Below are 14,726 nucleotides of genomic sequence, written 5' to 3'. Positions count from 1 at the left end.
TCCATCAGTCCGGAACCTGAGCTTTCCGTTATTATCCGCCGGTTCCTCGATATTTATCCTGTTTAGAAATCATACGAGCCGATTTTCAATTATTTGCGGTGCTTTGGTTATACTAAATCCGGAGGTGACAGTTTTATGCCAGTGGCAAATCATTCCGTTATTTCATTTGGACTTGTGGCGATTCCTGTGGCTATGTATACGGCCACTCAGGATAACGATATTCATTTTAATCAGCTGCACAAGGAAGACCAGAGCCGTGTACGGTATAAAAAGACCTGTGCTCATTGCGGAAAAGAACTGAAAAGTGAAGATATCATCAAAGGCTATGAGTATGATAAGGACCAGTATGTCGTCGTATCGGATGAAGAAATAGAAAAAATCAAGACTGAAAAGGAAAAATCGATCCAGATCCTGCATTTCACGCAATTAAACCAGATTTCGCCGGTTTATTACGATAAGACGTATCAGGTGATCCCGGATAAGGGCGGAGAAAAAGCCTTTGAACTCCTGAGGTCCGCTCTGATGAAGGAACAGAAGATTGCAATAGGCAAGACTGTTATGGGGACAAAGGACACTTTGATGGCGATCATCCCGCGTGAAAACGGGGTGTTGATTTCAACCATGTTTTATCAGGATGATATTAAAGATCTCCAGAAGTCTTACGATATTCCAGAGCCAAACGAACAGGAATTAAAAATGGCTCAGGCGCTGATTGACACAATGGACACGCCTTTTGATCCGTCTCAGTATAAGGATGAATACCAGGGAAGGCTCAAAGAGCTCATTGAAGCAAAAATCGCCGGAAAGGACGTTGTCGCTGCCAGTTCCGAGGAGCAAACCGGAAAAGTGATCGATTTGATGGATGCGCTGAAAGCCAGCATTGAAAAGCAGCATGAGGATAAAACAAAGAATGAGCCGACAAAAAAGAAGGTAGGTAAAACGAAAGGTGCGTAAAGCAGCGAATTTCTGCCCGTGTTCCGCGGGTCCCTGCCTTTTTCTATTTGTAAATTTAAAAGTTCTGCTGCTCCCGACTTGTGCCGGAGTTCGCTGTGGCACCCCCTCAAAGAAAAAAGACACCCCCTCACGGGGTGCCTCTTTTCCGTTGTCTAATAACGGTAATATTGATACAATTTCACGTTGCAGCTATCGAAAACTATGCTCATTATCTCCATAACAACAATGGCATTTAAACGTTAGCATATATCCTTTCACCAAATTCGTATGCTTCGCGCAAATGGATGGTTTTGTTGATATGAGGCTTCCCATTGGTATCTCCGCAACCGCCAGCTAACACCATACCTTTGTCATGGAATCCGATATAATTGACCAATGCGAATTTGTAATAAGATACCGCCTGCTCAAAGGTCCAGAAATAGTTGTCCGCTGCCGTCATAAGCAAGGCACAATCTTTGACCGGATATTTTTCATAGCGCCCCAACGGTGGATTTGGACCTTCTTCCGCAATACGGTAGAATCGTTCAATAAAGGCTTTCAGCTTGGACGAAATTATCCAAAAGTAAAGCGGTGAGGCAAATACGATCAAATCTGCCATCTTGATCTTCGGTACAATATCATTAAAAGCATCTTTTGAATACAAGGCTTTCCGTAACGGCAGGCATTGCAACCAAGGCAACCTTTTACTTCATGCTTCAAAAGCGAAATCATTTCAACATCATGCCCTGCTTCTCTGGCACCGCTTGCAAACGCGCTGGCCAGTTGGGATGTATTACCGTTAGCACGCCCGCCGTCTTGAACTACTAATATCTTTTTCATAATGGCTTACCTCGTCAAATTTCTGCTTATCTTGTAATCCTCATTATTATAAAAAATACATACTTGCGATTGCCCTTAAACTTATATGCCATTATATCACAAAGGTAATAAGTTTTTGTACTAAAAACAAAGCCCCCGTAGGAATGAGCTTTTAAAGCATCGTCCTACGGAGGTTTTATTAGGTCTTAGCTTTCTTGGAATCGACAAAAGCCTTTCCCATAACTTGTAATAACTCAGTTAGGGTGTCTTTCTTGACCGATTCTATCGTAACGCCGAATTCTCCGAGCTGAATTTTGCCAGCAAATCGACTTTCTTTTCCACTTTATTTGCAATTCTTCGGATGGAATCACGATGAAGAAAAAATACAAGTGCAACACCAGCCAAAGCGACGAAACCTGCCTCAAGCCCAAAATTCAGAAAAACCGGAATCAAAAACAGCGTGGGAATCGCCAAAGCACCAAGCGCCAGATATCCCGTCGCAATAACAATACAGAGTCCGGCTAGATTGGCGATCAGTCCCCACAAGGGGGAAAGCAGCACGATATACGTACAGATGACAGCGACGCTTCTGCCGCCGCGAAATTTGTGCCAGAACGGGAACCCGTGACCGAGTGCGGTGCCTAAGCCCGCATAAAGGATTGCCGACGGGCCCAGTGATTTGAACAAAAGGTATCGGCAGAGGAGGCAGGGCAATACGGTTTTAAAGACATCCCCGAGCAGAGTGATAGCGGCCCACTTCGCACCCAACTGCTCCAAAATATTCGCCATGCCCGGATTCCCCGTCCCAATCTCAAAGGCGCTTTTACCCGTTTTATAGCGGGCGACAACATCGGCCGTCAGGAGACAGCCGCACAGATATCCGATGACGATACATAAAAATTGCATATCCACTTGATGTCCTCCTGAATAAGAGTTGCTTCGCTTATTTGATCCCCTTGCAGATGGGGATGAGTGCAAGCAGAATCACGATGCCCACGATACCGACGAGGATGCCGTTGATCATCATGCCCCATACCATAGTCATGCACATGCCGACGCCCAGCGCCAGCGCGCCTACGATGCCAAGCAGGACGGTTATAACAGTTTTGCCATTCCACTTGATGGGCGCTTTATGCTCCATCCTGCGGCGGACGGCGATCATTTCAAGCAGAATCATAAGTCCGACCGTACCCATCACAATGCCGGGTCTGAATGCATTCCATTCGGGCAGTAGGGACATGCACATACCGATCGCCAGCAGAATTCCTCCGACGGTTGACATGACCAGGGTGACAAAATCGCTTCTTTTCATAATGTAAGTCCTCCCATTATTATTGAATGATGCCTCATCCATTTGATGGGCTAATCTTACTGTCTAAATGTTTATGATTTGCTTACGAAATGTTTGAAAAATATTAAAATGCCCCGCCCATACAAAAATGTGGGCGGGACACCGGTATTTTCAGCCTACGCACGGCGCAGATGATTGTTTGCGCCGATTACCATGAAAATGCCGATGGCAAACAATAGCTGTGCGCCCGATTAAAAGGCCAGCACAATCCCCCTGTCGTCGGCGTAAAGGGAGCTAATTCCTCCGGTCGGGACGACGAATATTTCTTTGAAGTGATATTTTTGCCCGATGGCAACCTTTAAGCGTTTTGCAAGGCCCGGATTGTTGCAGTGAGAAATGACAAGACTTTCGCCCTCCGTCCTTTTTCCGCTGCTTTCGATCAGCGAAAGCAGCTTTCCGATCATTTGGTTGATCCCTCGGGGCTTTGCGTACAACGCGATATTTCCGCTTCCGTCCGAGCCCATCACCAATTTGATATTCAGTACACTGATCAATTTTCCTGTGATCCTGTTCAGCCGCCCGTTTTTCTGCAGATTGCCATACTGTTCCAAGACAAAATAGGTTTTCATGTTTTCAATAAAGTGATTGATCGCCTGAATGATATTGTGCCTGGATGTCCCCTTCAGGAGCAATTCCCGTATTTTAACGGCAATCAATACCTCTCCGGCGGATGCGCTTTTGGAGTCAAAGATATAGGTATCGGCCTTCCCACGTTCATCTGCGAGCATTTTGCCCGTAACCGCGCTGGCATAGGAGCCGGAAAGCCGGCTTGACAATGTGACCACAAAAGATTCCCGGGCGTTTTCAATCGCTTCCTGATAAATGAGGGGGGACGGAGACGCGGAGGCGACCTTTTCGGTGCAGCCTTTCATTTCCGCCATAAAACGGGTCAGATCGAGCGAATTATTGTCTATGAATTCATTTTTGCCTAAGATCATGGTCAGGGGAACCGATGTCACATCCAAGCGTTCTTTGAGCTGCGGCGTCATATCGCAGCAGCTGTCCACGATGATTTTACACGTCATGCGCAACAACTCCTCAAATCTTTCACAATGCAGAACTTTTCTGATTTACTTCACATCCGGCGCAGCACCCGGAACATTCCCAGAGATCATCCGCCACGGGAGCCCAGCGCTCGGCGGGCATTTTGCACTTCGCGGAAAGATCGCGAACGTTTTCGGGACTTTCCAGATCGGTGGAGTGAGCGTCGGAGCTCTCCACCATCGACGCCAGCCGGCCGGGATTATCCAGCAGAGGGCAGGGGCGCAGGTGGTTTTCATTGAAGGGCTGGTCCTTCCGGTACGCCATGAACAGGGGCGACCGCAGGGCTTCCAGCAGAGTCTTTTCGCGGATGTTGGAGTCCGAGTAGTGGATGAACGCGCACGGTTCGATGTCCCCGCCCGCGTTGATGTGGAAGTACCGTCTGCCGCCGGCAATGCATCCTTCCACATACTCTCCGTCGTTCCAGAAATCCATGGTAAAGATCGGCTTGGTCTCCCGGAATTTACGGATCTGGCGATACATGAACGCTCGCTGTTCGGCGCTGACCATCAGTTCCGGCACGGCCGCGTTACCAACCGGCATGTAGGTAAAGAACCAGCAGAATTTGGCACCCCAGTCGATCATCTGGTCGAAGTATTCCTCCGAGCCGATCATTTCGCAGTTCTTGCTCGTGTAGCAGCAGGAGATGCCGAACGGAAGATGTTTGGCTTTTAGGATCGCCATAGCCTTCTCTACCTTTTTGAAGGTCCCTTCCCCACGGCGGAAATCGGTGTCCTTCTCGAATCCTTCGACGCTGATGGCGGGGATGAAATTTTTGACCCGCAGCATCTCGTCTGCAAAGGCTTCGTCGATCAGCGTGCCGTTGGTGAAGGCGGTAAACTGGCAATCAGGATGCGCCTCGCAAAGACGAATGATGTCCGCTTTCCGCACCAGGGGTTCCCCGCCCGAATACAGATAGAAATAAGTACCCAGCTCCGTGCCCTGCCGGATGATGCTGTCGAGCGTCTCATAGGACATATTCAGCCTGTTGCCGTATTCGGCCGCCCAGCACCCGGTGCAGTGCAAATTGCATGCGGAGGTCGGATCCATCAGGATCGCCCATGGGATATTGCAGCCGTACTGTTCCGAAAGGGCTTCCTGTTTCGGAAAACCGAACAGAGCGGCGTTCAGCACAAAATTGCGGAAGGTGCTCTTCAGAACGTCGTTGTCGATGTCCCTCCAGAGCCTCATAATATACTGATGCCAGACGTTCTCCGGATCGTCCACGATTTTATGGATCGTCTCTTTCGGGCCGTTCGATCCGGAAAAATCCTTCCCCCATCCGATGCGGTCGACCCATGCCAGAAGTTTCGGCAGATTCTTTTCAGGGTCGCCCGAAATGTAGTTCATAGCTTGCTCCAGAGCAAATGCCTGGGTTTTTTCTTTTATGTTCATCGTCGATTCTCCCTTACGTTTTTGTTTGATCCCTGTCTACAGCCTTTTCTTATTTTGCCAGCAGGACATGGGCTTTTTCGCACACCTCGTACATTTCGTCATATTTCTGATCGATCAGTGGAGAGACTTTATCGGTCCTTTTCCTGCGGATGTTAAGGAAACAGAAATACGGCAGAATCCAGCCGATGAAGGCGGGGATCGCCAGAATGATGCAAAGCGGCAGCATACCGGCGAGATAGGCAAAAACGGAGCCTGCCATAAAGGCGGTCCCGACAAGGCCGACGCTGAACGCGGCGATCATGGCTCCGTTGGTCTTGGACTTTTCCAGGCTCTCGATCTGGCTGGCACAGGATTCAAACTGGCGCTGCAGCCTGCCCAGCTCCGCTTTGTTGCGGATCTTTCGGTCGCGCTTGAACTTCATAGTGATGGAGCCTACGCCCTGCACGGGGGTGGAAGTGTCCTCCAGAGTCCAACCGAAATTGGCATATCCATCCGCATACACAGACTCCATGCTGCGGCTCACCGTGATGTCCTTATACTCGTAGCCGATGAAATTATTCTCATTCTTCGTAATCTCAGCCATCATCAATAGCTCCTTTTCTTAAGTTTCGGATGACTTTCATCCATTTAACGTGTTCATCATAGCCGCGAAGTGTTTATGAATTGCTTACGAAATGTTTGAGAAATATTAAAATAAAAAACAGCCTTCCGAAAAACGGAAAGCTGTTTTTGCCTTTCTAGTGATTTAAGCCTTTAATCTGACTGTAAACGTCGTCCCTTCACCGGGCTCACTTTTAACAGATAAAGAGCCGCCCGCAAGCTCAATGACCCGCAGCGAAAGGGCTAAACCGAGACCGTTGCCCTCCCCGGAGTGGGAGGTATCGCCCTGATAGAATTTGTCGAAGATGTGATTCATAGTTTCTTCGCTCATGCCGCAGCCGGTGTCTGAAACCGTTACGGTCACCGTATCCTCGTCCGAGGTTTGGGTCAATGTGACCGTCCCGCCCGGATCGGTGAACTTCAGCGCATTGGAAAGCAGATTATTCCAAACGATCTCCAGCATGCTTTCGTCCGCGCGGATCACGGCGCGGTCCTCGATGTCCGCCACGAATTCGATATTCTTTTGCTCCCACAGATCTTCAAAAACGAGCGCGCACTCGCTGAGCTGCCGACACAAGTCAAAGGGTTCGGCGGAGGGGGTGATCTGCTGGTTTTCCAGTTTGTTGAGTTTCAGAATATTGGTAACCAGCGATGTGAGTTTCCGGGAAGCCGAAAAAATCGTGTCGGTATATTCTTTGCGCTGTTCAGCCGATAGGTTTTCTTTTTGGAGCGCCATGGCGTAACTCTGGATCACCGACAGCGGCGTTTTGATCTCGTGGGACACGTTGCTGATAAAATCGTTTTTCAGCGTTTCGATGCTGCCCAGTTCCTCCACCATCTTGTTGAAGTCCTCGAACATCACATCGATGTAGTCCTGCCTGTCGGCCCGGTGCATCGGCTCCAGATAAACCGAAAAATCGCCCCCGGCGACTTCTTTGGCCGCTTCGCTGAGCTTTTGCATCGGCCGATCGAATGCCCGGACCTTTTGCCGGGCGACGACAAGGCAGAAAACGGCGGTCACGATCGCCCAGTATCCGAGCATCCCCCAGATGAATTCCGGCGGCATGCTGCCATAGTCCACGTACTCGTCATAAATCATCCACTGTCCGGCGGACAGGGTCAGCAGCACAAAGTAGGTCAGCGCGTATTCCTTCCATGTGAAATGCTTCCTTTTGACCCGGTCGTCCCTTTCCGCCTTTTTTTCCTTCAAGATAGCACCGCCTTGTATCCCAACCCGTGCACCGTGACGATTTTGAAATCCTTGCATAAGGAAAACTTGTCTCGCAACTTCGTGACATATACATCCACGGCCCTTAGGCTGGTGTCGCTGTCGACGCTCCAGAACTCGTCCATCAACTGCGCGCGGGAAAAGGTGTGCTTTGGATAGGAAAGCATCTTATAAAGGATGTTGAACTCCCGGGCCGTCACAGGAATTTCTTCCCCGTCCACCGTGGCGGTCCTTGCATCCGCATCCATCGCGAGGCTTCCAACTGTCAGCTTTTTTTCATTGGCAATATGCGCGCGGCGAAGCAGGGCGCCGACCCGCAGCACCAGTTCGTCTATGTTGATGGGTTTAACCATATAATCGTCGATGCCCGCCCCAAATCCCTTTTGCTTTGAGGAGATGTCATCCCTGGCGGTCATAAAGAGGATGGGGACCGTTTTGTCGATATTCCTTACCGCTTCGGCAAATTCAAAGCCGTCGATTTCCGGCATCATGATGTCGGAAATGATAAGATCGTACGGATTGTTATACATGAGGTCATAGGCCTCCCTTGGGTTCAGGCAGCCCTTGGCGGCATAACCGCTGTCGTTTAGGTATGTGCATACGATTTGATTGAGTTTACTGTCGTCTTCTACGACAAGAATATTCACCATATGAAAACCTCCCTTGCTATGTGGATCATAACAGACAAATGTTTGAGAATTGTTAAAGTCTCTATTTATGAAAAAATCCTGCCTTTAGTATAACTTATTTTTGCCTATATTTGTTGTTTCATCACAGAATAAAGCTCTACGAGAAAGAAATGTCAACCCAAAATCAAAGTACAAAAGTATCGATATCCCTGACGGGCGGCTTATAAGGCGCACTTTTTCACGATTCCCTCAAACCTTTTCACGTTCCCTAACTTTTTCAAGAAAGGTAATGGAACGCTACAGAGCAGGGTGCGTCTTTTCACGATACGGGTGTAAAAAACAAAAAGCCGCCCACCAGGGCTGCCAATTTCTCATATAAATAGAAAAAAGCCCAGTATTACTGGGCTTTTTCATGCGTCAACATTGTATCAATATTGACGTTCTTTTATGGTGGAGATGACGAGAGTCGGGCGGTGCAATTTCTGCCCGCGTTCCGCGGGTCACTACCTTTTTCTATTTGTAAATTTAAAAGTTCTGCTGCTCCCGACTTGCGCCGGAATCCGCTGTGGGCACCCCCTTCAAAGAAAAAAGACACCCCTTATGGGGTGCCTCTTTTCTTTGGTGGAGATGACGAGAGTCGGGCGGTGCAATTTCTACCCGCGTTCCGCGAGTCCCTGCCTTTTTTATTTGTAAATTTAAAAATTCTGCTGCTCCCGACTTGCGCCGGAATCCGCTGTGGGCACCCCCTTCAAAGAAAAAAGACACCCCTTATGGGGTGCCTCTTTTCTTTGGTGGAGATGACGAGAGTCGAACTCGTGTCCGAAAATCACTTACCAAAGCTTTCTACGAGTGTAGCCGTTGATTTTACATTCCCTCCCCGCAGCGCCCAAAGGCAGGCTCTGCGGCTCAGTAGCCTTTTGGTCATGACCGGGGTAAAGGCGTTCCCCGGTTCACGTTCACCGCTAATCGACGCCCTTATCCGGGCCGCGGTGTACCCGGTAAGGACGGCAGCCTAATTAGGCTGCGTACGCAACAGTATTGTTGTCGTTTAATTTTAAGTTTGCGGCTTTTAAAGCGGTTCCGCGCCGCTACTCGCTTACTAAGGCTCACAATCCCCGTCGAAACCTTTACATCCCCATATTTAACCGGCAGTAAACTTGTTTGCCTGATCCTATTATACACGCATTCCAAAGAAAAAAATACAAGAATATTTTTCTTACCGGTTCTTTTCCTTCATCGCGCGGTCGATATCCCGCTTTGCGGATTTCGCCGCCATATCTGCGCGTTTGTCATAAAGCTTTTTGCCTTTGCACAAACCGACCTGCACCTTGACCATGGACCCCTTCAGATAAACGGACAGCGGTATCAGCGAATAACCGTCCTGCTTGACCAGCCCGAACAAACGCATGATCTCGCGCCTGTGCATTAAAAGCCGCCGCACCCGCATAGGGTCCTGATTAAAAATATTGCCGTGTTCATAAGGGCTGATATGCATTCCGTTAATCAGAAGTTCTCCCTTGACAATGGAACACCACGCATCCTTCAGATTTACCTGCGCCTTGCGGAGCGATTTGACCTCTGTTCCGCGAAGCTCGATGCCCGCTTCCATGCTTTCTTCCACAAAGTAGTCGTGAAAGGCTTTTTTATTTTGCGCCAGCGTTTTTAAATTGTCTTTTGCCATTTAAAAAAGCCTCCCGTCCACGATGTTGGTATATGAGCATATCATACTCATTGAAAATTGTCAAGCATTCTGTCAACTACATCTCGCTGCGGCCCTCGATCGCGCGGGTCAGCGTTACCTCATCCGCGTACTCCAGATCGCCGCCCACGGGAATTCCATAGGCAAGCCGCGTCACTCTGACGCCGAGAGGCTTCAGAAGGCGCGAAATATACATGGCGGTCGCCTCGCCCTCAACGGTCGGATTGGTCGCCATAATGACCTCTTTCACTTCACCGTTGTTCACACGCGCCAGAAGCTCCTTGATGCAAAGCTGATCCGGACCGACGCCGCTGAGCGGGGAAATGGCCCCGTGCAGCACATGATAGGTCGCGTTAAACTCGTTGGTACGCTCCAGCGCGATCACGTCGCGGGGGTCCTCCACCACACAGATGACGGATTTGTCCCGCGCCTCGTTGCGGCAGACGGGACAAAGCTCCTGGTCGGTCAGATTGCAGCATATTTTGCAATAATGTATTTTTTCGTGAGCGTCCATAATGGCGTCTGCGAAATTCTGCGCGCCCTCTTTGGAAAGGCCGAGCACATAATAGGCCAGCCGCTGCGCGCTCTTATGTCCGATGCCGGGCAGCCGCTCGAACTGCTCAATCAGGCGCGACAAAGGCGCCACGTTATAGGATGGCATCGTTAAAGCATACCCGGCATATTGATGCCGCCGGAGATTTTCTCCATGCGCTGGCTCTTGTCCGCGGCGGCGGCCCGGAGCGCCTCGTTGACCGCGGCGAGAACAAGGTCGGAAAGCATTTCCACATCTTCGGGGTCGACGACCTCGGGCTTGATATCGATGGCCTTTACCTCCATCTTACCCGTTACCGTTGCCTTTACGGCGTCCCCGCCGGCTGTTGCGGTATATTCCTTTGCTTCCAGCTCGGCTGTCGCCTGATCCATATCCTCCTGTATCTTCTGGGCCTGGCGCGCCAGCTGCTGCAAATTGGAAGCTCCGCCTCCGCCGTATCCCTGCGGCAATCTTGCTTTCATATCAAATTCCTCCTGTAAATCCTTTTATTTTTTGATAACCTGAATGCCCTCGCTCTCAGCCAGCCCGGCCAGCTGCGCGAGCGGATCCGTTTCCTTTTCGCTTTCACGGGCCTTGTAAGGGCCCAGCTTATAGGTCCTGCCCGTCACCTGCTGAATCGCCCTGCGCATATTTTCACGCTGGGCGGGCTCTCTCAGCAGCCGGAACGCCATATCGTTCGGCGCGTCGATCAGCACATAGGCACCGCTGATATAAGCGGCGGAGCCGTTGAACGCGGCCGCAATGGTATGGGAATAATTTTTCAGGATCTGAAGGATCTCCGGCCATTCGGAAAGGCGCTTCGCGTCCTTCTGCAGCTCCCCGATCTCCTTTTTTGGTTCCACAGCGGAATCGTCCGGCCTCTCAGAGGAAGGCTCCGGCGGTTCCTCCTGCAGCATTTGTGCGGGCGGGCTTTCCGGCATCCTCTCCTCCGGCTTTGGTTTCGTTTCCGGCTCCGCCGCCCTGACGGGCTTCGGCTTCGAAACGGCCGTGCCGCGCTCAAGGGCTTCTATGCGGCGAATCAGCGCGTCCGGCGTGGAATCCAGCTCCGGCGAACACAGGCGGATCATCGCCATTTCAAATTCGACGCGCCTGTCCCCTCCCCGGTACATCCGCTCCAGCGCGGACTGCATGGTATCCAGGCCGTGCAGAATGGCGGGCAGCGGCGTGGAAAGCGCCTGTTTTGTCAGGCTTTCGTACTCCGCGTCGGGTACGGCGATCATGTTGTGGGCATCCTTCGTAGTTTTGATCAGCATCAGATTCCGGAAATGGGAGGACAGCTCCTCACAGAGCCTCGCCATATCCTTGGAAGAATTGTGCAGCCGGTCGATCAGCTCCAGCGCGGCGCCGGAATCATGTTCCTTTATAGTGTCGGTCAGCTCAAAAAGATGTTCCCGCCCGACCAGACCGGCCGTTTCATTCACCACTTCCACCGTGATGTTTTTTCCACGGCCCAGGCACTGATCCAAAAGGGACAGCGCGTCGCGCAGGGCGCCGTCCGCCAGGCGCGCAATCAGGAGCGCGGCCTGCGGGTCGAGCGCCGCGTTTTCCTGCCGGGTAACATAAGTAAGGCGCTCCGCGATTTCCTTCGGCGGAATGCGGCGAAAATCAAAGCGCTGGCACCGCGACAAAATAGTCGCGGGCAGCTTGTGTACTTCCGTTGTCGCAAGGATAAAGATGACGTGGGCGGGCGGCTCTTCCAGCGTTTTGAGCAGCGCGTTGAACGCTCCCGTGGAGAGCATGTGCACCTCGTCGATAATATAAACCCGGTATTTCGCGGCCGCCGGGGTAAAATTGGCTTCCTCCCTCAAAGAGCGGATATTGTCTACGCCGTTGTTGCTGGCGGCGTCGATTTCCACAATGTCCATCAGCGAACCGGCGTCCGCGGCGCGGCAGATCTCACATTCGCCGCAGGGGTCGCCGTCCGCCGGGTGCAGGCAGTTGGCCGCCTTGGCAAGAATCTTCGCACACGTGGTTTTCCCCGTTCCCCTGGAACCGGTAAACAGGTACGCATGAGCAATGCGGCCCGCCGTCAGTTCATTTTTCAGCGTAACGGTGACCTGCGGCTGGCCGACAACATCGGCAAACACCCTTGGCCTCCATTTCCTGTACAGAACCTGATACACGCGAACACCACCCCCAGACAAATTGAAAGCAAGACAGACCGTCATAGAACGGTTTATCATGCATCAGGATATGCAGACGAACAGACCGCCTGTATCGCGCGGGGCAGTCCACTTAATGCTGCTCGGTTCCCCGCCTGACATGGTTCATGGCGTCCCGCCGTACAGAGCCCGCCCGCCTGCATATCCTATTGCATGCATTTCTGCCTTGCTTCTCATTTCCGACTATCCTATTATAAACGATCCCGTTAAAAAAGACAACCTCTATTTTTTGAATCCCCCCCGCCCGCGTTGCTGAAAATCCATATTGACAATGGAAGGAAACGTGCTATTATACATTTAGATAAATTTCTAAATGAAAGGAACTGATGCTGTGTCGTTTCCTGAAACATTTAAGGCTCTTTCCGACCCGACACGCAGGGAAATCCTGAATATTCTGAAGGGCGGGGCGCTGCCCGCCGGGGAAATTTCAGAGCACTTCCCGATGACCGGCGCGACGGTTTCCCATCATCTGGCCATACTGAAGGACGCCGATTTGATTACGGACCGTAAATCCGGCAAATTTATCTACTATGAATTGAATCTGTCCGTCTTTGAAGAGGTCCTGAACTGGTTCCAAGGTTTTCTTAGATAAGGAGAATGTATGCAATGAAAAATAAAATCGGTAAATATCTGTATTGGCTGGCCGCGGTGTTTCCCTTTCTTCTGTCGGCGGCCTTCTATTCCCGGCTGCCGGAGACGATGCCCACGCACTGGGATATACAGGGAAATCCCAACGGCTATTCCTCCCGCTTTTTCGCCGCGTTCGGGCTTCCCGCCATCCTTCTGATTTGCACGGTATTTGTAAATTTCAGCATTTCCGCCGACCCGAAAAAGCAAAATATCGACCGCTCCCCGCAGATGAAGCTGATCTCCAGATGGCTGATCGTCATCGTCGCCAACGTAACGCAGGCTTCTGTCATTGCGAAAGTGCTGTACAAGGACTTCAATATCAGTGTGCTGATCACCGTCCTCGTCGGTATTGTGATTGCCGTCTTAGGCAACTATCTTCCCAAATGCAAGCCGAATTATACGGTGGGAATCAAGCTGCCGTGGACGCTGGCCAGCGAGGAGAACTGGAGAAAAACGCACCGGTTGGCCGGTTTTGTCTGGATTGCGGGCGGGATTATGATCGCCGCTTCCGCGTTTACTCCCTATAAATGGCTTATGATCGCGGCTGTCGTCCTGCTGAGCGTTATTCCGGCCGCATACTCTTACTACCTCTACCGGAAGGGCGATGTCTGACACCGCCATTTGAGAATTCCCTTCTGACCGGCGACAATGGCTGGTCTGAAGGGAATTCCTGTTTTACCCCCAAAACACGGTGTATTGCCTTAAAAGTGCAGAAAAGACGAAATAAACAAGGAAACAGCAACCAGGTCACATTTTTTATGTTTTGGCTGTGTAATCATGATATTTAGGCTGATTCCCCTAAAATATCTGACGAATCGTCCGATATACAAAACAATGGGAAATTTTAGTTCTTTAGGGGGTCTTTCAATGAAGAAACCAGCCATCTCTACGATGATTGGATTTGGGATCGGGATCTTTTGTATCATTTATTCAATCAGATTATCAGGAAATTTCAGTTCCTTTTTAAACTGGCCCTCTGTTTTTATTACGGTAGGCGGCACAACAGGCGTTATTGTCGTTTCGTTCCCGCCAAGCAAATTGAAAACGCTCGGGCGGGTTATGAAAAAATCTTTCAAAAAAGTGCAGTATGATTTTGTAAAAGACATTCAGACGATCGTGTCACTCAGCGAGATTGCCAGAAGCAAAGGGCTTCTGGCCCTTGAAGACGCTGCCCCCAAGTATGCCGACGACGAGTTCCTTCAGAAGGGGATCCTGCTGATCGCGGACGGCGTCGGCGAGGATGTGCTCAAAAAAGCCCTCCGGTCGGAAATCTATTTCGCTAAGAAAAGGCATCAGGACGGGCACGCCATGCTGGATATGATCGCCTCCACCTCAACCTCCCTGGGCCTTCTCGGAACGTATATCGGCCTGATTCCCATGCTGGAAAACCTGGAGGACCCGACCAAGTTGGGACCTTTGATGGCAATCGAACTGGTTACTTCCTTTTACGGCGCCTTTATCGCCTATGTCGTTTTTATGCCGATGTCAAAAAGGCTCAAGGTGATGAGCGCGGACGAAGCGCTGAGAAAGGAATTTTTGCTCGAGGGGCTGACTTCCATTATGGAAGGAAAAAATCCGAGGACTATCCAGGAAAATATGATTTCCTGCCTGACGAAAAAGGATGTCAAAAAAATGGGCTCGGTCAGTAAGCAGATACATGAACTGAAGATGAAGGGGGTTGCATAA

17 protein-coding genes and 2 other RNA genes are annotated in these 14,726 nt (G+C 50.6%); 4 read left to right on the top strand and 15 right to left on the bottom strand.

The window, feature by feature from the left end; genetic code table 11:
- Positions 1-135 precede the first annotated feature (135 nt).
- Complete coding sequence (gene ku / locus ACRQV7_RS05870; protein ID WP_444659794.1) at positions 136-954, top strand: non-homologous end joining protein Ku; 819 nt, start codon at positions 136-138, stop codon at positions 952-954.
- A 232-nt stretch (positions 955-1,186) separates the two neighbouring features.
- On the opposite strand, the gene ACRQV7_RS05865 is transcribed toward ku, so the two are convergent.
- From ACRQV7_RS05865 to ffs, 15 genes are all read right to left on the bottom strand, one after another.
- Positions 1,187-1,552 carry an NAD(P)H-dependent oxidoreductase gene (locus ACRQV7_RS05865; protein ID WP_444659793.1) on the bottom strand — a complete coding sequence of 122 codons (366 nt, stop codon included), beginning with the start codon at positions 1,550-1,552 and terminating at the stop codon, positions 1,187-1,189.
- Positions 1,540-1,773 (bottom strand): flavodoxin family protein, encoded by a 234-nt coding sequence (locus ACRQV7_RS05860; protein ID WP_444659792.1) that lies wholly within the window; start codon positions 1,771-1,773, stop codon positions 1,540-1,542. The genes ACRQV7_RS05865 and ACRQV7_RS05860 overlap by 13 nt, the downstream gene beginning before the upstream one ends.
- Positions 1,774-2,034: 261 nt before the next feature.
- Positions 2,035-2,658 carry a glycerol-3-phosphate acyltransferase gene (locus tag ACRQV7_RS05855; protein WP_444660231.1) on the bottom strand — a complete coding sequence of 208 codons (624 nt, stop codon included), beginning with the start codon at positions 2,656-2,658 and terminating at the stop codon, positions 2,035-2,037.
- A 37-nt stretch (positions 2,659-2,695) separates the two neighbouring features.
- Complete coding sequence (locus tag ACRQV7_RS05850; protein WP_444659791.1) at positions 2,696-3,064, bottom strand: hypothetical protein; 369 nt, start codon at positions 3,062-3,064, stop codon at positions 2,696-2,698.
- A gap of 230 nt (positions 3,065-3,294) precedes the next feature.
- Positions 3,295-4,128: a DegV family protein gene (locus ACRQV7_RS05845; protein ID WP_444659790.1), complete on the bottom strand. Its 834-nt coding sequence runs from the start codon at positions 4,126-4,128 to the stop codon at positions 3,295-3,297.
- A 22-nt stretch (positions 4,129-4,150) separates the two neighbouring features.
- Complete coding sequence (locus ACRQV7_RS05840) at positions 4,151-5,539, bottom strand: radical SAM protein (protein ID WP_444659789.1); 1,389 nt, start codon at positions 5,537-5,539, stop codon at positions 4,151-4,153.
- Between the two features lie 49 nt (positions 5,540-5,588).
- Positions 5,589-6,122: a hypothetical protein gene (locus ACRQV7_RS05835; RefSeq protein WP_275713915.1), complete on the bottom strand. Its 534-nt coding sequence runs from the start codon at positions 6,120-6,122 to the stop codon at positions 5,589-5,591.
- 162 nt (positions 6,123-6,284) lie between these two features.
- Positions 6,285-7,349: a HAMP domain-containing sensor histidine kinase gene (locus ACRQV7_RS05830; protein ID WP_442867968.1), complete on the bottom strand. Its 1,065-nt coding sequence runs from the start codon at positions 7,347-7,349 to the stop codon at positions 6,285-6,287.
- Positions 7,346-8,017, bottom strand: coding sequence for a response regulator transcription factor (locus ACRQV7_RS05825; protein WP_275713914.1), 672 nt, complete (start codon positions 8,015-8,017; stop codon positions 7,346-7,348). Before ACRQV7_RS05825 ends, ACRQV7_RS05830 begins: the two co-directional genes overlap by 4 nt.
- A 768-nt stretch (positions 8,018-8,785) precedes the next feature.
- Positions 8,786-9,133, bottom strand: a transfer-messenger RNA (tmRNA) gene (ssrA, locus tag ACRQV7_RS05820).
- 79 nt (positions 9,134-9,212) lie between these two features.
- Positions 9,213-9,677: an SsrA-binding protein SmpB gene (gene smpB, locus ACRQV7_RS05815; RefSeq protein WP_275716654.1), complete on the bottom strand. Its 465-nt coding sequence runs from the start codon at positions 9,675-9,677 to the stop codon at positions 9,213-9,215.
- A 76-nt stretch (positions 9,678-9,753) separates the two neighbouring features.
- Positions 9,754-10,356, bottom strand: coding sequence for a recombination mediator RecR (recR, locus tag ACRQV7_RS05810; RefSeq protein ID WP_275716656.1), 603 nt, complete (start codon positions 10,354-10,356; stop codon positions 9,754-9,756).
- Positions 10,357-10,358: 2 nt separating this feature from the next.
- Positions 10,359-10,709 (bottom strand): YbaB/EbfC family nucleoid-associated protein, encoded by a 351-nt coding sequence (locus ACRQV7_RS05805; protein WP_275716658.1) that lies wholly within the window; start codon positions 10,707-10,709, stop codon positions 10,359-10,361.
- Positions 10,710-10,733: 24 nt separating this feature from the next.
- Positions 10,734-12,371: a DNA polymerase III subunit gamma/tau gene (gene dnaX, locus ACRQV7_RS05800; RefSeq protein ID WP_444659788.1), complete on the bottom strand. Its 1,638-nt coding sequence runs from the start codon at positions 12,369-12,371 to the stop codon at positions 10,734-10,736.
- A gap of 75 nt (positions 12,372-12,446) precedes the next feature.
- Positions 12,447-12,545, bottom strand: an RNA gene (ffs, locus tag ACRQV7_RS05795) — signal recognition particle sRNA small type.
- Between the two features lie 196 nt (positions 12,546-12,741).
- Between ffs and ACRQV7_RS05790 the strand changes: the two genes are divergently transcribed.
- The 3 genes from ACRQV7_RS05790 (at position 12,742) to ACRQV7_RS05780 (ending at position 14,726) form a co-directional block, all read left to right on the top strand.
- On the top strand, positions 12,742-13,002 hold the full coding sequence (locus ACRQV7_RS05790; protein ID WP_275716662.1) for an autorepressor SdpR family transcription factor: 261 nt from the start codon (positions 12,742-12,744) through the stop codon (positions 13,000-13,002).
- 14 nt (positions 13,003-13,016) lie between these two features.
- Positions 13,017-13,652 carry an SdpI family protein gene (locus ACRQV7_RS05785; RefSeq protein WP_275716664.1) on the top strand — a complete coding sequence of 212 codons (636 nt, stop codon included), beginning with the start codon at positions 13,017-13,019 and terminating at the stop codon, positions 13,650-13,652.
- Positions 13,653-14,099: 447 nt separating this feature from the next.
- Positions 14,100-14,726 (top strand): motility protein A, encoded by a 627-nt coding sequence (locus ACRQV7_RS05780; RefSeq protein WP_275716665.1) that lies wholly within the window; start codon positions 14,100-14,102, stop codon positions 14,724-14,726.

Origin of the sequence: Caproiciproducens lactatisolvens, from assembly GCF_052443335.1 — a bacterium.
Taxonomy (GTDB): Bacteria; Bacillota; Clostridia; order Oscillospirales; family Acutalibacteraceae; genus Caproiciproducens.
This window is presented reverse-complemented; position numbering and strand designations above follow the sequence as displayed.